The 20,452-nt window shown below is 64.3% G+C and carries 15 protein-coding genes and 1 tRNA gene; 12 read left to right on the top strand and 4 right to left on the bottom strand.

Going from position 1 to position 20,452, the window contains the following annotated elements; genetic code table 11:
• Positions 1-112: 112 nt before the first annotated feature.
• Positions 113-1,609: a DUF58 domain-containing protein gene (locus tag AB0N72_RS05395; RefSeq protein ID WP_363929937.1), complete on the bottom strand. Its 1,497-nt coding sequence runs from the start codon at positions 1,607-1,609 to the stop codon at positions 113-115.
• A gap of 12 nt (positions 1,610-1,621) precedes the next feature.
• Positions 1,622-2,710 (bottom strand): MoxR family ATPase, encoded by a 1,089-nt coding sequence (locus tag AB0N72_RS05390; protein WP_363929936.1) that lies wholly within the window; start codon positions 2,708-2,710, stop codon positions 1,622-1,624.
• 164 nt (positions 2,711-2,874) lie between these two features.
• Here AB0N72_RS05390 and AB0N72_RS05385 point away from each other — a divergent pair, with 164 nt between their 5' ends.
• From AB0N72_RS05385 to AB0N72_RS05365, 5 genes are all read left to right on the top strand, one after another.
• Positions 2,875-3,771, top strand: a complete 897-nt coding sequence (locus AB0N72_RS05385; RefSeq protein WP_363929935.1) for a TatD family hydrolase — start codon at positions 2,875-2,877, stop codon at positions 3,769-3,771.
• A gap of 292 nt (positions 3,772-4,063) precedes the next feature.
• The gene (locus AB0N72_RS05380; protein WP_363929934.1) at positions 4,064-5,224 is read left to right on the top strand and encodes a transglycosylase family protein; all 1,161 of its coding nucleotides are present in this window, start codon (positions 4,064-4,066) and stop codon (positions 5,222-5,224) included.
• A gap of 26 nt (positions 5,225-5,250) precedes the next feature.
• On the top strand, positions 5,251-6,132 hold the full coding sequence (gene rsmA / locus AB0N72_RS05375) for a 16S rRNA (adenine(1518)-N(6)/adenine(1519)-N(6))-dimethyltransferase RsmA (protein ID WP_363929932.1): 882 nt from the start codon (positions 5,251-5,253) through the stop codon (positions 6,130-6,132).
• Entirely contained in the window at positions 6,129-7,121 is a 993-nt protein-coding gene (locus AB0N72_RS05370) for a 4-(cytidine 5'-diphospho)-2-C-methyl-D-erythritol kinase (RefSeq protein WP_363929931.1), read from the top strand. The genes rsmA and AB0N72_RS05370 overlap by 4 nt, the downstream gene beginning before the upstream one ends.
• Positions 7,122-7,158: 37 nt before the next feature.
• Positions 7,159-8,982, top strand: coding sequence for an ABC-F family ATP-binding cassette domain-containing protein (locus AB0N72_RS05365; protein ID WP_363929930.1), 1,824 nt, complete (start codon positions 7,159-7,161; stop codon positions 8,980-8,982).
• Between the two features lie 101 nt (positions 8,983-9,083).
• Here the strand turns inward: AB0N72_RS05365 and AB0N72_RS05360 are convergent, their stop codons facing one another.
• Complete coding sequence (locus AB0N72_RS05360; RefSeq protein ID WP_363929929.1) at positions 9,084-9,485, bottom strand: VOC family protein; 402 nt, start codon at positions 9,483-9,485, stop codon at positions 9,084-9,086.
• Positions 9,486-9,592: 107 nt separating this feature from the next.
• The gene (locus AB0N72_RS05355) at positions 9,593-10,192 is read right to left on the bottom strand and encodes a TetR/AcrR family transcriptional regulator (RefSeq protein WP_363930331.1); all 600 of its coding nucleotides are present in this window, start codon (positions 10,190-10,192) and stop codon (positions 9,593-9,595) included.
• Between the two features lie 276 nt (positions 10,193-10,468).
• Here AB0N72_RS05355 and AB0N72_RS05350 point away from each other — a divergent pair.
• The 7 genes from AB0N72_RS05350 (at position 10,469) to AB0N72_RS05320 (ending at position 20,369) form a co-directional block, all read left to right on the top strand.
• A tRNA-Gln gene (locus AB0N72_RS05350) sits at positions 10,469-10,540 on the top strand.
• A gap of 123 nt (positions 10,541-10,663) precedes the next feature.
• Positions 10,664-12,163: a bifunctional UDP-N-acetylglucosamine diphosphorylase/glucosamine-1-phosphate N-acetyltransferase GlmU gene (glmU, locus tag AB0N72_RS05345; protein WP_363929928.1), complete on the top strand. Its 1,500-nt coding sequence runs from the start codon at positions 10,664-10,666 to the stop codon at positions 12,161-12,163.
• 2 nt (positions 12,164-12,165) lie between these two features.
• Complete coding sequence (locus AB0N72_RS05340) at positions 12,166-13,146, top strand: ribose-phosphate diphosphokinase (protein ID WP_159697849.1); 981 nt, start codon at positions 12,166-12,168, stop codon at positions 13,144-13,146.
• Positions 13,147-13,508: 362 nt separating this feature from the next.
• Positions 13,509-14,084 (top strand): 50S ribosomal protein L25/general stress protein Ctc, encoded by a 576-nt coding sequence (locus AB0N72_RS05335; RefSeq protein ID WP_363929927.1) that lies wholly within the window; start codon positions 13,509-13,511, stop codon positions 14,082-14,084.
• 123 nt (positions 14,085-14,207) lie between these two features.
• Positions 14,208-14,792 (top strand): aminoacyl-tRNA hydrolase, encoded by a 585-nt coding sequence (pth, locus tag AB0N72_RS05330; RefSeq protein WP_363929926.1) that lies wholly within the window; start codon positions 14,208-14,210, stop codon positions 14,790-14,792.
• Positions 14,793-14,934: 142 nt separating this feature from the next.
• Positions 14,935-17,667, top strand: a complete 2,733-nt coding sequence (locus AB0N72_RS05325) for a LuxR C-terminal-related transcriptional regulator (RefSeq protein ID WP_363929925.1) — start codon at positions 14,935-14,937, stop codon at positions 17,665-17,667.
• Between the two features lie 44 nt (positions 17,668-17,711).
• Positions 17,712-20,369, top strand: a complete 2,658-nt coding sequence (locus AB0N72_RS05320) for an AAA family ATPase (RefSeq protein ID WP_363929924.1) — start codon at positions 17,712-17,714, stop codon at positions 20,367-20,369.
• Positions 20,370-20,452: the final 83 nt, after the last annotated feature.

Raw genomic sequence — 20,452 nt, 5'->3', positions numbered from 1 at the left:
GGATAAGGGCCGGCGCCTGGCGTCCTTGGGCGGCGCAGGTTGGCTGGTCCGTTCTGCCCGGACGAGCCACTGGCAGGGTTGGAGGCCGGGGAGTTCCGGTGGGACGTTGTTGTCATCGGGGCACCGCCGCTCCACGCCGGACATCCATGGCGGCCCCTGCCGCGGCGACTATTCCGCCTTCATCGAAGGCGGACCAGGCGGAGGTCAACTGGGTCTTGGGCGTCACGGCGGCGACCCGCCAGCCCGCCCTCCGCAGGATCTCGAGGGCATCTTCATTGCTTCGGGATGCGTCGCCGATGACCAGGGCAAAAGCATTGGCTCCGTACGCAGCCGCAGGAGCCAGTGCCCTGGCTTCCGACGGGGTCAAGGAACCCAGCAACGCCAGAAGGGGGCCCCGCAGCCGGTGTGCGGCCAGCTTGTCCATGAGGCGGTCATCAAAGACGGAATCCGCAGCGTCCGTGGGCGCCTGGCCGGGACGCGTGTCACGGTGCCCCGGACCGGGATGCCGGGACCCCGTATTTTCCGGCCGCGTCTGCCCGGAAACGTGGCCCTCCAGCCGGTGGTGCTCTGCCCGGGCATGCCGTGGACCACTCAGCTCGATGGCAGCGAGCCCCTCTGCGATGGCTTGCAGACCCCCCGCTCCAGAGAATTCTTCGGCGTCGGGATCCGGAGCCGAACGCGAGCGGAGGAACGCCGGGCCGCCGAAGGCGTCGAGAATGCGCAACGAATAGTTCCGCTCGGACAAATGCGCCGCCACGGACATCGCCGCAGTGACCATCCATTCAAAATGGGAACTCGTCACCAGGTCCGAGTCCTCATCATGGCCGCCAAAAACAGAACCCGTACCGCTGGCGAAGGCCGAAAAGCGTTGATCCAGGATTAGGGTGGCCTCCGGCGTGGTCACGGATTCCTCCTGGCGGACCATAAGTTGGCCGTGACGTGCCGTGGCAGCCCAGTGCACCCGGCGCATAGGGTCCCCGTGCCGGTATTCGCGGGTCATGATGTCGTCGTCGCTGGGGTTGGCGCGGATGCGCGTGGCCGTCACGCCATCGTTCCCACGTGCTCCGGCGAGCCCGGTGACCGGAAGCTCGACGGCGGCCGGCGTCACGGTGAGGAGGTCGCCGTCATCGATGGAATGGCGCCGCAGCGACAGACCAAAGGGATCGCTGAACTCGGCCGTGACTGGACCGATCCGGAACTGGCCCCTCTTGCCTGACCGCAGGCGGTACTCGTAACGGCTGGTCCCGCCAGAGGCGGACCTGGCCGGGAAACGGAACGCGGGCGGCTCACCGAACCTCGGCGGCAGTTGTTCCTCCATGATGACGTGCCCCGTGGAGTAGGACGTGCGGGCAACGGCGAGGCGAACCGTCGTTGTGCTGGACGTTTCCACGCTGGAGGGGTTGAACTCCCGATACACCTGGAATTTAGGTTTAAGCACCCGGACTCCAGCCAAGGCAACCAGGGGGAGTACCAGCAACAAGATGGCCAGGGTCAGTAGATCGCGCCGACCCATGACGTAGGCAGAGCCGAGGGAGACCGCGCCTGCGGCCAGAAGGCCCCAGCCCCGGGCAGTGAACAGGTGCTTCGGAAGCCGGTCCATGAGTGCCACTGCGGATACCTCCTAAACGGCGTGGCGGTCCCTGCGCCACGCCCCCGGCGGTTCCTGGGCCACAGGCAATGCGGACAGGATTCCCCGGAGTACGCTCTGCGGTGTATCGCCGGAACTGGCTGCCTTACGGTCCAGGATGATCCGGTGGGCGAGGACTGATTCAGCGACGTCGACGACGTCGTCCGGAAGAACAAAATCGCGGCCATCCAGCGCAGCCGTCGCCTTCGCGGCACGCAACAGCTGCAGCAGGGACCGCGGACTGGCACCAAGGCGGAGGCGGGCACTGTCTCGGGTGGCCCGTCCGATGGCCACCGTATATTCCTTGATGGCCGTGGAAACGTGGACCTGCTGGACCGTGGCAATCATGGCCGCGACATCGTTGGCTGTGACCACCGGCGTCACCTTGACCAGGGGAGAGGAGGCCTGGTGCGTTTCCAGCATCTGGATTTCAGCGTCCTTGTCCGGATACCCCATGGAAATCCTTGCCATGAACCGGTCGCGCTGGGCTTCGGGCAACGGATAGGTGCCCTCCATCTCAATGGGGTTCTGGGTCGCCACCACCATGAAGGGCAAACCCAACTGGTAGGAATTGCCGTCCACGGTGACCTGGTGCTCTTCCATGCATTCCAGCAGCGCGGACTGGGTCTTGGCCGATGCGCGGTTGATTTCATCACCGATCACGATGTTCGCGAACACGGCTCCCGGCCGGAACTCGAACTGCCGGGACGACTGGTTGTAGATGGACACGCCGGTGACGTCCGAGGGCAGCAAATCCGGGGTGAACTGGATGCGGGAGACCGTACAGTCCACCGTCCGGGCCAACGTTTTGGCCAACAGCGTCTTGCCGACCCCCGGCACATCCTCCAGCAACAAATGGCCCTGGGCGAGCAGTACCGTCAGCGCCAGCTTGGCAGCATCGGCCTTGCCGTCAATGACTTTGTTGATCGAATCGAGGATGCGCTCGCTGGCGTCGTGGAACCTGTCCTGATCCATGACCTGCGGCCTGTGCCCGTTCAGTCCGGCGCCGTCCCGGGGCAGCGGGCTGTAAGCCTCGCCCTGGAGGGGCGAAGATTCAACGGTGACTTGTCGCTTGGACTCCATGGATTGCCCTTCAGCTTTTGGCCGCGGCACCGCCGGTGCTGGCCGCCTGTCCGTTCCAGACTACCCAGACTTTGGCCGTCCCTGACATAGTGCTCCCGGAATTTATGTGCCAACTGGAATTTATCCGGGCAGCAGGAGGACCGCGGTCCGATTAAGGTGGGAGCATGTGCAATTCTCTTGCTCCCGCCCCTTACCGTGCCTCGCAGGACGCCGAGGAAAAGCCGGACCCGCGCCGGGAATACCCGCCGGCACCGGAACCCCTGCCCGTGCCGGTCATGGACAACCACACCCACTTGGATTTCAGGCACGGATTGATTGAGGTTTCTGTACGTGACGCCATGGACTCCGCCGAGGCCGTAGGGGTGCGGGGCGCGGTCCAGGTTGGTTGCGATTTGGAGTCCTCGCGATTCACTGTGCAGGCCGTGGATGCAGATCCCCGGCTGTTGGGTGCAGTGGCGATCCATCCCAATGATGCCCCCGAGTACGCAGGGCGTGGCGAACTCGAAGCGGCACTGCAGGAAATTGAAGACCTGGCCGCGCATCCCAGGATCCGTGCGATCGGTGAGACAGGGCTGGACTTCTTCCGGACGCATGGGGAAGGGCTGACGCACCAGCGGTACTCCTTCCGCCGCCACATCGACATTGCCAAGAGGTTGGGCCTGACGCTGCAGATCCACGATCGCGACGCCCACGATGACGTCGTGCAGGTCCTGCGCGAAGAAGGCGCGCCGGAACGGGTGGTGTTCCACTGTTTCTCGGGCGATGAAGAGCTGGCCAGGATCTGCAACGACAACGGTTGGTACATGTCCTTCGCCGGAACCATGACCTTCAAGAATGCCGGGAACCTGCGCTCAGCTTTGGCCATTGCCGAGCCAAGCCGGATCCTGGTGGAAACCGATTCCCCGTTCCTGACGCCGCATCCCCACCGCGGGCGTCCCAACGCGAGTTACATGGTGCCCTACACCGTGCGGTCCATGGCCGAGGTGACAAAAGATGACCTGGCCGGGCTCTGTTCGCGCCTGGCCGAAAATACCTTGTCAGCGTACGGATCCTGGGCTTGAAACGGTGTCCGGGAGCCCCGGATTGGGCCCATAAGGTGAATACCGGGTATGCAGACGTCTTGGTCCGTTTATAACAGATCGGTTACTGTGTTAAACAAGTAGCCGGGGTCGGGGAAGGCCAACGGATAACTGGACCGGGTAATTCCGGACCCATCAGTTGAATGTTTTTGGCGGCACGGATGCCGGCAGCAAGAGTGGGACCAGGCAGTTTTGCCTGGCCCCTCGGTTTTGCGGCTGGCATTATTTCTGTGCTTTTCCCCGTGCCCGGATGGTCTGAGAGTTATGGGCAATCGTGATCAAGTTCTTCACAACGGATGGCAAGTTCAGCTTCCTCAAAGTTGGTGCCCAGTTGCTGGTAGTCGCAGCACTGGTGGTCGGCGTCGTCGCCTTTGTCGGCAACAACAAGACCGTCACCCTCAACGTTGACGGAAAGGTGAGCTCCGTCCAGACCTTCGGCGGCACAGTTGACGAGGTAGTCAAGGCAGCCAAGGTCGAGCTGAAGGACGCAGACCGCGTTTCGCCGGCCCTGGACGCACGCGTGGACAACGGCTCAGTGGTGAACGTCAACCTGGCCAAGGCAGTCTCCATTGAGCTGGACGGCGCCCGTAAGACGGTCAACACCACCGCCCCCGACGTCGCCGGCCTTGTCAGTGAACTTGGCGTCGCCAGTTCCTCGCAGGTTTCCCAGCCGAAGGAAGCTGCCCTGGAAGTAACGGGATCCTTCGTCTCCATTTCCACTCCCAAGACCATCAGCGTGGTGGCCGACGGCAAGAGCACCAGCACCACCACGACGGCGGCCGACGTCGCCACCGTCCTCAAGGACGCCGGCATCAAGGTGGGCGCCAATGACCACCTGTCCCAGCCCGGCAACGCGCCGGTCATCCAGGACATGGTGATCAAGGTCTCCCGCGTGGACACCAGCAAGACCGCCGAGGCCACTGAGGAAGTGCCCTTCGACAGCGTGAAGACCGAAAGCGCCGATCTCTTCAAGGGCGAGGAAAAAGTCACCCAGGAAGGCGTTGCCGGTTCACTGGTGAAGACGTTCAAGCTGGTCCTCGTGGATGGACGCGAAGCATCGCGCACCCTGGTCTCCAGCAACGTAGCCACCCCGCCGGTCGCCGAAAAGATCAGCGTCGGCACGAAGCCCCGTCCTGCAGCCGCCCCCGCAGCCGCCGCTGCCGCAGCCCCCGTTTCGGGCGGCCCCACCGGTGCCCCCAACGAAGCCATGTGGGACAGGATCGCCCAGTGCGAGTCCGGCGGAAACTGGGCCATCAACAGCGGTAACGGCTACTACGGCGGACTCCAGTTCTCCGGCCCCACCTGGCTTGCCAACGGTGGAGGCGCCTACGCTCCCACGGCAAACCTCGCCACGAAGGCCCAGCAGATCGAAATCGCCAACCGCCTCTACGCCAAGAACGGCCTGAGCGACTGGGGCTGCGCGCACGCAGCGTGACCCCGGACAGGCGATACGATACCTAGGTGACTGAACCGAATTCCGAACCCGCCGCCGTCGCGCCTTTGCTGGGCGCCACAGACATCCGACGGCTTGCCGAGGAAATCGGTGTACGCCCCACGAAGACACTGGGGCAGAACTTTGTGATCGACGGCAACACCATCCGCAGGATCGTCAGCGCTGCTGCCATTGACGCGGACGAAACCGTGCTGGAAGTCGGACCCGGGCTGGGTTCCCTGACACTGGGACTCCTGGATGCCGCCAAGAATGTGGTGGCCGTTGAGATCGACCCCGTCCTGGCGGAAAAACTGCCGGAGACGGTCCGGGCTTGGCGTCCGGAGGCCCAGGACAACTTCCACCTGGTGCTCTCCGATGCCATGAAGGTCACGGAACTTCCCGTGGCTCCAACGGCGTTGGTGGCCAACCTGCCGTACAACGTGGCTGTGCCGGTGGTGCTGCACCTCCTGCAGCATTTCCCCAGCCTTCAGCACGGCCTGGTCATGGTGCAGGACGAAGTAGCGGACCGGCTTGCGGCAACTCCGGGTTCCAAGATCTACGGCGTTCCCTCGGTCAAGGCTGCCTGGTACGGACACATGCGCAAGGCCGGGGTTATCGGGATGAACGTGTTCTGGCCGGCACCGAAAATCCACTCCGGACTGGTCGCGTTTACCCGCCATGAGCCTCCCGCAACGCACGCAACCCGCGAACAGGTGTTCGCCGTCATTGACGCCGCCTTCGCCCAGCGCAGGAAGACGCTCCGCGCCGCCCTGGCAGGGTGGGCAGGGAGCGCTGCCGAGGCGGAACGATGCCTCGTAGCTGCCGGAGTGGACCCCACAGCACGCGGCGAGGTCCTGGATATCTCCGCCTATGTCAGGATTGCCGAAGCCCGCCACCCCGTGGGCGCATGAATCCGGGAACCCGCAAGCCTGGCAGCCTTCCGTTCGCGGGGGACCGCTTCCATGCCCGGACAGTCCGCGTCAAAGCACCCGGGAAAGTCAACGTCTCCCTGAGCGTTGGTCCGCTCAGGGCCGATGGGTACCACTCGGTAGCAAGCGTGTACCTGGCCGTGTCGCTCTATGAAGAAGTGGCTGCCACCAGTACCGAAGGCACAGGAATCACGGTCAGCGTCAGTCCGGAGAGCACGCTGGACCTGGATGGCGTGGACATCCCGTTGGATGAACGGAACCTGGCCTACAAGGCTGCGGCCATCATGGCCGAGGTCTCCGAAAAACCCACTGGCGTACACCTGGAGATCACCAAGCGGGTACCCGTGGCCGGTGGGATGGGCGGCGGTTCTGCAGATGCGGCGGCCACGCTCCTGGCCTGCGACGCCTTGTGGAACAGCGGCCTTTCACGCGAGGAACTCGCGCATCTCGCAGCCGAACTGGGCGCGGACGTGCCGTTCTCGCTCCTGGGCGGTACCGCCGTCGGGCTTGGCGTTGGCGACAAACTCTCGCCTGCCCTGGCGAAGGCCCAAATGGACTGGGTTCTTGTCTTCGCGGACTATGGGCTGTCAACGCCGGATGTGTTCCGAACCCTTGACGGGCTGCGCGACTCTGAAGGCGTGGAGATTCCTGAACCCGTGGACGTGGATCCCACGATTCTCCAAGCACTGCGCAACGGGGATCCTGAGACCCTCAGCCGGGTGCTCATCAACGACCTCCAACGGGCTTCGATCACACTGGCACCGCAGCTTCGCGACACCATCGGTCTGGGAGAGGCACGCGGCGCCCTGGCGGGCATGGTGTCCGGTTCCGGCCCCACCGTCGCCCTGCTGGCCCGGGACTCCGTGGCGGCCAGCGTGCTCGCCGAAGAGCTCACCCACCGGGGGCACACCGCAGTGGCTGTGCACGGCCCCGTTCCCGGAGCACGGATCATCTCCGATACGCTCCTTTAGTACCTCCCCGCATTCCAGCAGTAGAAAGTAGTACCCATTGGCCCACCTGCTCGGCGGCGAAAACCTCACCGTTTCGTTCGCGACCCGCACAGTCCTCGACGGCGTCACCCTCGGTTTGGAGGATGGCGACCGGATCGGCATGGTGGGCCGCAACGGTGACGGCAAGTCCACACTCATGCGCCTCCTGGCACTGCGGTCCACCCCGGACTCGGGCCGCGTCACCAAGCGCGGCGACGTCACCGTGGGCTACCTGGACCAGTCGGACGTACTCGACGGCGACCTCACCGTGGGTGCCGCCATCGTGGGGGACCGCGCGGACCACGAATGGGCCGCCAACCCCAAAATCCGTGAAGTCATGGGGGGACTGGTGGGCGACGTCGATTGGCACGCCAACGTCCATGCCCTCTCCGGCGGACAGAAACGCCGCGTCGCACTGGCCAAGCTCCTCATTGAGGACCACGACGTCATCATGCTGGACGAACCCACCAACCACCTCGACGTCGAAGGCGTCGCTTGGCTGGCCCGGCACTTGAAGACCCGCTGGCGTGCAAACCAGGGCGCCTTCCTGGTGGTCACCCACGACCGCTGGTTCCTGGATGAAGTCTGCAATTACACGTGGGAAGTCCACGACGCCATGGTGGACATGTTCGACGGCGGTTACGCCGCCTACGTTTTGGCGCGCGCCGAGCGCGACCGCATGGCCGCCGTCGTCGAAAGCAAGCGCCAGCAGCTCGTCAAGAAGGAACTCGCCTGGTTGCGCCGTGGCGCACCCGCCCGGACAGCGAAACCGAAGTTCCGCATCGAAGCTGCCAACGACCTCATCGCCGATGTGCCCGATCCCCGGGATTCCGTAGCGCTGAGCAAAATGGCTACAGCCCGCTTGGGCAAGGACGTGCTGGACCTTGAAAATGTCACCCTCGATTTCGAAGGCGGCGCCTCGGGGCAGAAGCTCTTCGACAACATCACGTTGCGGTTAGCGCCGGGCGAACGCCTGGGGCTCGTGGGCGTCAACGGCGCGGGAAAGTCCACGCTGCTGAAACTGCTCAACGGGGAGATCCAGCCGAGCGCCGGCAAGGTCAAACGCGGAAAGACCGTGGTCACGGCTGTGCTGACGCAGGACGTCAAGGAGCTTGATGATGTTTCCGACCTTCGGGTCATCGAGGTAATCGAACGCGAGAAGCGGTCCTTCAGCGTCGGTGGCAAGGAATTCACTGCCGGGCAGCTCGTTGAACAGCTTGGCTTCACCAAGGAAAAGCAGTGGACTCCCGTCAGCGACCTTTCTGGTGGCGAGCGGCGGCGGCTCCAACTGCTGCGCCTGCTGGTGGGCGAGCCCAACGTCCTCATGCTCGATGAGCCCACCAACGACCTCGATACCGATACCCTGGCCGCTGTCGAAGATGTCCTGGACGGTTGGCCCGGGACGCTGGTTGTGGTCAGCCACGACAGGTACCTGCTTGAGCGTGTTACGGACAACCAAATGGCGTTGTTGGGTGACGGCAAACTCCGTGGGCTGCCCGGCGGCGTCGACCAGTATCTCGAACTGCGTGAAGCGGCCCTGGCCTCGGGAGCGGTTGTTGGTGGTTCCGGCGCGCCGACAGCTGCAACGGGCTCTGGTGCGGTTACGGCGGGAGCCAGTGAAGCCGAAAAGCGTGAAGCGCGGAAGGACCTCAACAGGATCGACCGCCAGCTCGGCAAGATTGCCCAGCAGGAGGAGAAGCTCCACACCCAGATGGCCGCGAAGTCCGAATCCGGCGACTTCGACGCCCTGGGGGAGCTCAACGCCAAGCTCCGTGAGCTGCTCGATGAGAAAGAGGGCCTCGAAATGGAGTGGCTGGAGGCCGCAGAGATCCTGGGCGAGTAGTACCGCCGTCGGGACGCTCTCTCACGTTCCGCGTGGTTGGGGTGATCGCTGGCTCACGTTCCGCGTGGTTGGGGTGATCGCTCGCTCACGTTCCGTGTGGCTCACGAGGCTGGTTCGTAGCCAATCAGCCAATGCAGGCCGTAACGGTCGATGACCTGCCCGTCCGAAGCGCCCCACGGCTTCGGCGCCAGTGGATCGACGATCCTGCCACCTTCGGCGAGCTTGTCGAACCACTCGTGGAGGACCGGGGGTTGTGCCGCCCCGAGCAGCGAGAGCATGGCGCCTTCGATCAGGAAACCCTTTTCGCCCGTGGCCGCATCTGTCCCGAATAGGGCAACGACGCCGCTGAGAACTCCGTGGGCGATGGCGTCCGCGGGGCCATCGGTGCGTGAAAAGTCCTGATATGTGTGAAGTGTAAGTTCGCCACCGAAGACTTCCGCGTAGAAACCCAGGGCTTCACGCGCAGTGCCGGGAAAACTGAGGTAAAGCTGGGGTGCTGTCATGCACACAGCCTACTCACGCCGCGGCCAGCTTCCTGGAAGAGGGTCGGGTTTAGGGGCGTGGGATGTGATGGAGGGTTGGGTTTAAGGGCGTGGGATGTGATGGAGGGTTAGCCCTCGGAGCGTAGCCCGGGCTCCCTTTGGAGACCCGTCAGCCCGTTCCAGGCAAGGTTCACCAAGTGTGCGGCAACAGCGCGTTTGTCGGGCGAGCGGGCGTCGAGCCACCATTGGCCGGTCATGGCCACCATCCCCACCAGCATCTGGGCGTACATGGCGCCGTCGGCGGCGCTGAAGCCGCGGCGTGCGAACTCGTCGGAGAGCAGGTGCTCGACGCGCGCGGTGACGTGGGAGAGCAGGGTGGAGAAGGCGCCTTCGGGTTGCGACGGCGGGGCGTCGCGCATCAGGATCCGGAAGCCTTCCGTGCGGTCCTCGATGTAGCCCAGCAGGGCCAAGGCAGCACGCTCCACCAACACCCTGGGCTTGGCTTCGGTGCTGAGGGCCTCGGTGATGGCGTCCAGGAGGATCCGGAATTCGGTCTCCACAACCTGCCGGTACAGGCCTTCCTTGGAGCCGAAGTGCTCGTAGATCACGGGCTTGGAAACACCGGCAGAAGCGGCGATTTCCTCGATGGTGGTGCCGTCCAGGCCCCGGGCCGCGAAGAGCGCACGGCCGATCCCGATCAACTGTGACTTGCGCTGCTGGCCAGTCATCCTGACCCGTGCCGGCTGGCCGTTGGAAGCTTGGTCCAACGGGGCGGAAGTGCCCACGGGCCGGGAAAGTTCAGTGCGCTTGCTCACGTGACCATCATGCCCCAGATGGCCAGTGGAGCGGGTGAAGGCTCCTCGTGATGGTGCGTGGCGGAGCGTTTGCCGGGTGGTCAAGTCGCGAAGCACGCAAAGGTCATGGCAAACTAGTTTCTTGTGTGTGGAACCCGGCGACCCGGGAGACCCTGCGGGCTTCTGGTCCGAAGGATGAGCCACGCACGGTCCGCTCTGGTGTAACGGCAGCACCCCGGCCTTTGGAGCCGTGGAGTATAGGTTCGAATCCTATGGGCGGAACGGTCGGAAAACGCGCTCCTTCTCTGTACCTGTGACGGCTCTAACGGTGCCTGGGTCCATTGTCGGATGGCAGCTTTCCGAAGCCGGGTTACCCGGGACATACAGAGCAAGGAGAGCCAGTACGTGAGCCCCGAAACCAACGGTCCCGCAGCGGTGATCGTCTTGGCCGCAGGTGCCGGAACGCGCATGAAGTCGCGCACTCCCAAGATCCTCCACGAAATCGGCGGCCGTTCCATGGTCGGCCACGCTCTCCTCGCAGCCCGGGCCATCAACCCCTCGAAGCTCGCCCTGGTAGTCCGGCACGAACGCGACCTGGTGGCAGAGCACGTCTCCGCACTGGACCCCGAAGCCCTGATCGTTGACCAGGATGAGGTCCCCGGCACGGGACGCGCGGTGGAAGTGGCGCTGAACGTGCTCGACGCCGAGGCCCGGCTCACCGGCACCGTGGTAGTCACGTACGGCGATGTCCCCCTCCTGACCGGCGAACTGTTGGCCGAACTGGTCACCACGCATGAGTCCGAAGCCAACGCCGTCACCGTGCTCACTGCCGTGCTGGATGACGCTACTGGGTATGGCCGCATTCTTCGCGCAGAGGACGGTACCGTCACCGGCATCCGCGAACACAAGGACGCCAGCGACGCCGAGCGGGGCATCCGCGAGGTCAACTCCGGAATCTACGCGTTCGACGCCGCAGTCCTTCGCGCAGCCCTGGAAAAGGTCACCACCGACAACGCCCAAGGTGAGATGTACCTCACCGACGTCCTCGAACTGGCGCGCGACTCCGGTGGCCGGGTTGCCGCCGTCGTGACCGAGGACCGCTGGCAGGTTGAGGGAGCAAACGACCGCATCCAGCTTTCGGCGCTTGGCGCCGAGCACAACCGCCGCATCGTCGAGGCATGGATGCGCGCCGGTGTGACCGTGGTGGATCCGTCCACCACCTGGATCGACTCCACCGTCACCCTTGACGAGGACGTCCGTTTGCTGCCCAACACCCAACTTCACGGTTCCACCACGGTGGCGCGGGACGCCGTCGTGGGTCCCGATACGACGCTGACGGACGTCAACGTTGCCGAAGGTGCCAAAGTGACCCGCACGCATGGCTCGGGTTCCATCATTGGAGCCGGGGCCACCGTTGGACCGTTCACCTACCTCCGCCCTGGCACGGTACTGGGAGAGACCGGCAAGATCGGCGCCTTCTACGAAACCAAGAACGTGACCATCGGCCGCGGTTCCAAGCTGTCCCACCTCGGGTACGCAGGTGACGCTGAAATCGGCGAGGACACCAACATCGGCTGCGGCAACATCACGGCCAACTACGACGGCGAGAAGAAGCACCGCACGGTGATCGGCTCGGGCGTGCGGACTGGTTCAAACACCGTCTTTGTCGCTCCGGTGACCGTGGGTGATGGCGCTTACAGCGGCGCCGGTGCCGTCATCCGCAAGGATGTCCCGCCTGGAGCCCTCGCCATTAGCCTGGCCGCGCAGCGAAACGCCGAAGGCTGGGTACTGGCCAACCGCCCCGGTACCAACTCAGCACAGCTAGCGCAGGCCGCGCAGGAGTCCATGCTGACCCCCGCCTCCACATCCTCACAATCTCCAGCAACCACAGAAGAGGGCAAATAGGCATGAGCGAAATTACCGCACACGGCGAGAAGAAATTGATTCTCGCCGCCGGAAGGGCACATCCGGAGCTGGCGCAGGAAATCGCGAAGGAGCTGGAGACTGAGCTCCTGCCCATCGACGCCTATGACTTCGCCAACGGGGAAATCTACGTCCGTTCCGCTGAGAGTGTCCGCGGCACCGACGCGTTCGTCATCCAGGCGCACCCGGCCCCGCTGAACAACTGGCTCATGGAGCAGTTGATCATGATCGACTCCCTCAAGCGCGCCTCTGCCAAGAGGATCACGGTTGTTTCACCGTTCTACCCGTACTCCCGCCAGGACAAGAAGGGCCGCGGCCGCGAGCCCATTTCCGCCCGCCTGGTAGCGGACCTGTACAAGACCGCCGGTGCGGACCGCATCATGTCCGTGGACCTGCACACCTCCCAGATCCAGGGCTTCTTCGATGGCCCGGTTGACCACCTGATGGCGATCCCGCTGCTGGCCGACTACATCCGCACCAAGGTGGAGGCGGACAACATCACCGTTGTTTCGCCGGACACCGGCCGGGTCCGTGTCGCCGAGCAGTGGGCGGAACGCCTTGGCGGTGCCCCGCTGGCGTTCGTTCACAAGAGCCGCGATCTCACCGTGCCCAACCAGGCCGTCTCCAAGACCGTTGTTGGCCAGGTTGAAGGCCGCACCTGCGTGCTTATTGACGACATGATCGACACCGGTGGAACCATCTCCGGCGCCGTCCAGGTCCTGAAGAACGCTGGCGCCAAGGATGTCATCATCGCTTGCACGCACGCCGTTTTCTCCGACCCGGCAGCGCAGCGCCTCGCGGATTCGGGCGCACGCGAAGTGGTTGTCACCAACACCCTGCCCATCCCTGCAGAGAAGCGTTTCCCGCAGCTCACGGTGCTGTCCATCGCACCGTTGATCGCGCGTGCCATTCGTGAAGTGTTCGACGACGGTTCTGTTACCAGCCTGTTCGACGGCAAAGCCTGACCTTTCCGGCACAGGACGGGCCATCCAGGCGCCTTGCGGCGCGTGGGTGGCCCGCTTTTTGTGCCTGTTTTTCCTGCTCGTTTCCATCCCTGTTTCATCCCGGTTCATCCCGTTTTCACGCAATGCGGGCTGCGCTGCTAGACTCTTGGGGATACCTTGGCGAGGGAGAGCACATCCGGTCCGCATTTTGTGGATCTGGGTTGCGGGTCTCCGTTATCGACTGGGTCTGCATCTCCTTCTACACAGGCAGAACGGCTGCTTCGCGGCCGTCTTCAGCCGGGCGTCGAAGGTCTCCAGACCTCCGCCCTTGCTGATAGACCAGCCCGGTCCTTACCGGGCGCCACAGTAATCAAGGAGTACACATGTCTGAGCAGAAGCTCACCGCAGAACTGCGCACCGAATTCGGCAAGGGTTACGCCCGCCGTGCACGCATGGCCGGCCAGATCCCCGCTGTCATCTACGGCCACGGCGCAGAGCCGATCCACATCAACCTGCCGGGCCGCGCCACCACCTTGGCTGTGCGCGTTTCCAACGCCCTGCTTGCGATCGATGTCGACGGCGAGCAGCACCTGACCCTGGTCAAGGACATCCAGCGCGATCCCGTAAAGCAGATCATCGAGCACGTTGACCTCCAGACCGTCAAGGCAGGCGAGAAGGTTACCGTCGACATCGCCATCCACGTCACCGGTGAAGTTGCTCCGGGCGCTGTTGCCAGCCTCGAAGCCACCACGGTTTCCCTGGAAGCTGAGGCAACCCACGTTCCCACCGCCGTCGAGGTTGACATCGAAGGCCGCAAGGCCGGCGAGAGCATCCACGCCTCGGACCTGGTTCTCCCGAAGGGTTCCACCCTGCTCACCGAAGGCGACACCCTGGTGGTCCGCGTTGCCGAAGCAGCCGGCTCCGAAGAAGAAGAGTCCACGGAAGCAGCTGCCGAGTAGTCTTCTGACTGCTTGAGGGCTTACGCCGTACAGTGGCCGGGTACCTTCGGGTCCCGGCCACTTTCTGTTCTTCGGCCCAGCCAACCTCCGCTGCTTCGAACTACCTTTCCCTAGGATGAGACCATGACTGACACCTGGCTGATCGTCGGCCTCGGCAACCCCGGCAGTGAGTACAGCAACAACCGGCACAACGTGGGCCAGATGGTGCTGGACGAACTGGCTTCCCGCATGGGTGGAAAGTTCAAGGTCCATAAAGCCCGGGCCCAGGTAGTGGAAGGCCGACTGGGCATTGGCGGGCCCCGTGTGGTGCTGGCCAAGCCGATGACGTACATGAACGTATCCGGTGGCCCCGTGGCTGGACTGTGCAAGTTTTACGACATTGCGCCGGACCACGTGATTGCCGTCCACGATGAGATCGACATCCCTTTTAACACAGTCAAGTTAAAAATCGGGGGCGGTGAAGGTGGGCACAACGGCCTCCGCGACATCTCCAAAGCGCTTGCAACAAAGGACTACCTCCGGGTCCGGGTGGGGGTCGGAAGGCCCCCCGGGCGCATGGATACGGCCGACTACGTCCTGCGGGATTTCGCCACCAGCGAGAAGAAAGAACTCCCTTTCCTCCTCGATGAGGCTGCCGACGCCGTGGAACTGCTCATGAGTGAGGGCTTGTTGGCCGCCCAACAGAAACACCATCCCGCCAAAGCTTGAGCAAATCTTGAGTAAAGCCTGATCAAAGACTGACGGCCCGGAGGACCCCAAGGCCTACAAACTGGCGGCGCCCGACGGTAGTGTGCATGTTACGCAGATGAGCGGTGGGGGACTATCGCGAATGTGTTAGCTAAGGATGCGGATGTCGTCGGAGTTGCTAAACAGGAGCGGTGGAGGCGCAGCGAGGGCTGCGGCTCCCGATTTTGCGGGCGGACCCGGCGATCGCCAGACGTGGTCGCTGCTGGCCCGCAGCCATGACCTGTCCAGGGCAACCAAGTTCCTTGAGTCGCCCTCGTCCTACGGAGTAGTCCTCACGGGGGAGCGGGGGATCGGAAAATCGGGCCTGGCCCGTGCCGTGGTGTCATCCCTCGGGCCCAGGGTCCACAGTCTCCAGCTCCGAAACACGGTAGCGAATGGCCAGACTCCTTATGGGTGCCTCGGTTTCCTGCTGGCCCGCCTGCCCTCGGAAGCCGTTGGTTCCCCTACGGGAATCCTGCACGCCGTCACCAACCTGATCAGGGCCGAAGCCGCGGGGCGGGAAACCGTCTTTATCGTGGACAACGCAGGCGGCATGGATCCCATGAGTACCGGTGTGTTGTTGAACCTCATGGCCACGGGCACCGCCAAGGTGGTGGCCACCGTCCAGCGGGCCAGCGATCTCCCCGCTGATTTCCACCGCATGGTGTTGGACGGCGAACTGGGCGAAGTGCACCTGAACACCCTGAATGAGGAACAGACCAAGCAGGTGCTCGGCTCGGTGCTGGGCCACTACGTTTCGACGACCCTGGCTGGGTCATTGCACTCGGCTGTGGGCGGCAACCCCATGCTGTTGCACGCGCTCCTGGAGGAGCAGCGGCACAGGGGAAACCTTGTCCTCAACGACTCCGTGTGGACTCTCCGCGACCGGATCACGCTGGAGGGTGCGACGGTGGTGGAGGACTTCGTCCGTTCCAGGCTGGCGCGCGAACCGCAGGCCCACAGGACGGTCGTTGAACTCCTCGCCTGCGCGCAGCGCGCCACCCTCGTAGATCTTGCAGCCATCTTTGAAACCCAAATCCTGGTGGAGATGGAAGAATCCGGCCTGCTCACGGTCGAGCGGAAGGGTGAGCACTGGGTCTCCCTTCGGGATCCGTATGTTGGGGAGGTTGTGCGCAGTTGGCTGAGTACCCGCCGCATGAGGGAACTCAGGCTGATGCTGCACGGCCCGAAAGAACCGGAACCAAGCGGAATGGCTCCGCAGGACCTCCTTAGCTATGCGGCATGGACTCACGCCTGCGAGGATGAACCCCAGCCCTCGCCTGCCCTGGCCCTTGCGGCCGGACTGGCGGCTTTGGACGACTACGACCCCAACTTCGCCATCCAGTGCACGGCCTCTCTGGACCCCAAAGACGCTGAATGGGTACGCGGCCAGCGCCTCAAAGCCGCTGCGTACCTCATGCTGGACCTGCCACTGCATGCTGCCCAGGCACTGGATGAGATCTCCGGGTCGCACATCGCCGGGCTCGACCCAGTGGAGTTCGCCGAGGTCACTGCAGCGCAATGCCAGGCAATGACGTGGATTGACGGCCGGTCCGGCATGGTTCCAGCTGTCATTGCGGAGGCCTTCGAAAGGCTCGAGGGGATGTCCGCTGAGCATCCTCCGGGCATGCTGGCCAAAGCCCGGAACAGGCTCCATCTGTGCAACTACGAATACAAGACGTACATGGGCGAGTACGCGTCCATGATCGAGGACCTTGAAAAGGAACTCACCAAGGACTACACCGAGGACCGTGAACATTGGCTCAGGTCGTCCTTCTTCCTGATCGAGGCCCGGTGCATTCTGGGCAGGGAAGTGGAAGCACAGCAGCTCGCCCGCAGCGTTTCACGGCGCTTGGGGGACACGGACAGGCCAGCCCAACTGGAAGAAGCCTTCGCCAAGCACGCCTTCCTGGTCCTTCTGCTGTCCGGCCAGTGGCGCAAGTGCATCGAATTGATGCGCCGCACCCCGTCAAGGCCCTCGCGCCTCCAGTACCGTGGTGCACTGACTGAACTGGGCGTTGGCTTGGCCTATGCCTACGCCGGCAAACCTGCCAGCGCCATCGAACCCCTGCGCTCGGCGGTTGCCCAGTTGGAGCTCCGGCCCGCCATGAACATGAACAAAGTGGCCTACGCTGCCACCGCCTTTGCCTACGCCCAATTGGGCAATTTCGTCGAGGCCGGCCGCTACTTGGACCTGTACAGGACCTGCAGGGGCGTGGGAATGTACTTCTCCGAGTCCGTGGCCGTATTTTGCGCCGAGATGGCAGGCAGGTGGATGGGGGACCCCGACGTCAAGGATCGGCTCCTTGCCCGGGTCCACGAAGACATCGAACAGCAGCGCTACACGACGGCGGGAATCTGCCTTTTCGGCGCGACGGTGGAAGGCTCCGATGAGGAATACCGCCTGCTGGAGGACATCGCCGGCCGACGCCAGGGGCCGCTGGCAAAAATCTCCGGCGACCTCGCCCGTGGCTCGCTGACCAAGAGCTCGCGGTCGTTGTTGGCAGCCGCCGACGCGGCAGCGTCCCTGGATCTCCTGGTAGTTGAGGCGCGCTGCGTGGCCATGGCCTTGGACTTTGCCCGGGATGCCGGCGAGACCACGACAGCCCGGACGGCCCAGCTGAGGCTTGAACGTTTGGAGCATTCGGTCTCCTCACTTCCCATCCAACCAAGAAGCGACGCGCCGGTATTGACCGAACGGGAACGCCAAATTGCTAAACTCGCCGGAAAGGGTGTCAGCAACCGCGAAATCGCGATGGATATTGGGGTGTCTGTGCGGACTGTAGAAGGCCATCTGTACCAAGTGTTCACCAAGCTCGGTGTTTCGTCTCGGGGCGAGCTCAATGGGCTCCTGTGAGGTAGGGCGGCGGGCAGAATCCATATTCCTGGTGCGGGCTGCCCATGCAGGCTGAGCACCTTGTAGGCCGGGACGCCGAACTGGAACTGGCCCTGGAGATATTGCGCCAGGAAGGTGCCGGGGCCGTGCTGGTCGTGGCGGATCCGGGCATCGGGAAGACCGCCCTGTCCGACGAAATAGCAGCCCGTTTGGCATCGGAGATGGTGGTGATGCGGGTCCACGGGAGCCCGGCACTGTCAGCGGTTCCCTATGGGGTCCTGGCACCATATTTGTTGGATCTCCCCGTGGACCAGGCCACCTCGCCGGTGGCCATTCTGCGTGAATTCTGGTCGCAGTTCGAGAAACGACGCGGCGGCGAAGGAGCGCGCCTTTTGCTGGTGGTCGATGACGCCCACGACCTCGACGAAGGCAGTACGCAGATCCTGGCCGAACTGGTCACCGCGGGCTGGGCCCGGTTGGTGGCAACCAGCAGGCCCAGGCCCGGTTTGCCCGCCTCACTGCTCCAACTGTGGTACGACGGTTTGGCCGAGCGCGTGGAACTCCATCCCTTGGACAAGGAAACCGCCACCGAATTGGTGGAGAAGACCCTCGGTGGGACGGTCATGGCGAGTGCGGCGGACGTGCTGCATGCTTTGTCCGAAGGCAACCCGCTGCTGCTGAGGTGCCTCCTGGACGACTCGAAGGCCGACGGGAACCTGGTACGGCGCAATGGCGTGTGGCTTTTGACGCGGGAGCCCTCCGGCAGCGGCGAAAACCTGGCCGAGGTGGTGAGGAACAGGGTCCTGCGGACGAGCGAGGCGGAACGGGAGGCGATGTTTGTCATTGCCCTGTCCGAGCCCGTCCCTGCTGCTTTGCTGGACGCCGAGGTAGGCAGGGACACTGTGCGGGCCTTGATGGACAACAGGCTCGTGATCCCTACTAATGGCCCGGGCAGCCCCCTCAAAATGTGGCACCCCATGTACAGCGAGGCCCTTCGCCAGATAGTTTCGCCCGCCCGCAGCCTTCAGATCCGCCAGCGGATGGTCCAGCACCTCGCGGTGGAGCCCACCACCGCTGAGGGACTGCTGCGCATGGTGAGCTGGGCGCTGGACTGTGGTGCCGACGTCGACGACCAACAGCTGCTGCAGGCGGCGTTCCTGGCCGCCAAACTCCTCCAGAACCCCTTGGCGCTGGCAGCGGCCGGCAAGGTCCGCTCGGACGCGCTGCTGCCGCGTGCACGCGCGGTGATGGCTATGGTCAGGTACAACGACGGCGACTACGGCAGTGCGGTGCGGCTGCTGGAGGAGGGCAACGGGTTCCTCGACGCCGACCCGATGGGACCGACGGGGGCAGGCCTGTTGTGGGTGGCGGCGCGCACGGCCAGGGGTGATTCGGCGTCGGACATTGCCTCCGACGCCTGGGCCGCGGCCAAGTCCCTGACCGACGGTTCAGCGGCGTCCGGCTCCATGGCCACCCAGGTCACAAGGCATGCGTGGTCCGTGGAACTGGCCGCGCTGGCCCACGAAGGACGATACGGCGAACTTCGCGAGAGCCTGGACGCGTATGCCGAGGGACTCCCCAGCGATGAACCGGACAGCGCCATGAACCGGATCTTCCTGCTGGCCCTGCAGTGTGAGCTTCTCACCGTTGAAGGCCAGCCCGCGCAGGCCCTCGAGGCCGGTCGCGAAGCTTTGATCATGCTCGATGAGCACAGCGACAACCTGCTCTACTTCAGCGACTTCGTGCTGGTCCGCTACGCCCTGGCCGCCTTGGAATCGGGCGACTGGAGTGCAGCCGATGCGGCCCTGGACCGTTACGCAGCCAGCTCGGCCATGGGGCTGATCACCTTCGGTGGTGACATCCAGGCGCTCAAGGGGCTCGGGCTCTTGCGGCAGGGCCGCTCGGAGCAGGCCACCGCACTGCTGACCCCCGCCGTCGAAGCCCTCCGCGTGAAGGACCCCCAGCGGCTCAGGAGCGTGGGGCACGCCCTGGCGTTCTATGCGGCGGCCAAATCCGGCAACACCGCACTGGCGCAGCGGCTGGCGGGCGAACAGGTCCCTGGCCGGGGGAGTAGCTACATTGAGGCCCTTGCCGGGCTGTTCGCTTTGGCGGGCCATGAACTTCTGGTCAAAGGATCCGGGCTGCAGAAATTGCGGGACCTGCCGGAAACCGGTCGCCTGCACGCGTTGCCGGGCCTGCTCTTGCAGAACCTTGTCTTGAGGGCCGAGCTCGGTGACCTCCGTGCCACCGAGTCGATCGAGGAAACCGCCTCCCTGATGACCGGGGCCTGGGCCGCGGGATGGCAGTCACTTGCCGCTGCCCAGTTGAATGGCGCCGGCCAAGGCTTCGTGAACGCAGGGAACCTCATGTCTGCGGCAGGGATGCCGGGCCCGGCCGCCGCGGCGTTCGACAAAGCGGTGGCGACTTTCGACGCCGAGGGCAAACGTCCCGAGGCGCGCCAAGCGGCCGTGATGCGGGACGTCAGCGAAGCCAGCCTGGGCGACTCCCTGGTCCGGGACCCGAACACAGAAGCGGACCGCTCCGTGCCCCTGACGCGTCGTGAGCAGGACATCGTTGCACTGGCCGTATCAGGGCTGACCGATCGCCAGATCGCTGAGAAGCTCATGGTCTCGGTTCGGACTGTGGAGGGCCACCTGTATCGCAGCTACGCGAAGCTGGGCATCCGGCGTCGTGAAGATCTTGGAGCCGCTGTTCGGCAGTGACGGTGCGCGCCGCTGCGTCTGTGGCCGCCATTTCGTGGGCTCGCTGCGTGCGGTGCCGCGCGCGTGGCATGGTGGGCAGCTAA

This window comes from Paenarthrobacter sp. NPDC089307, assembly GCF_040685055.1.
Lineage (GTDB): Bacteria > Actinomycetota > Actinomycetes > Actinomycetales > Micrococcaceae > Arthrobacter.
The sequence above is the reverse complement of the archived record's forward strand: the minus strand, read 5'-3'. Positions and strand labels throughout refer to the sequence as shown.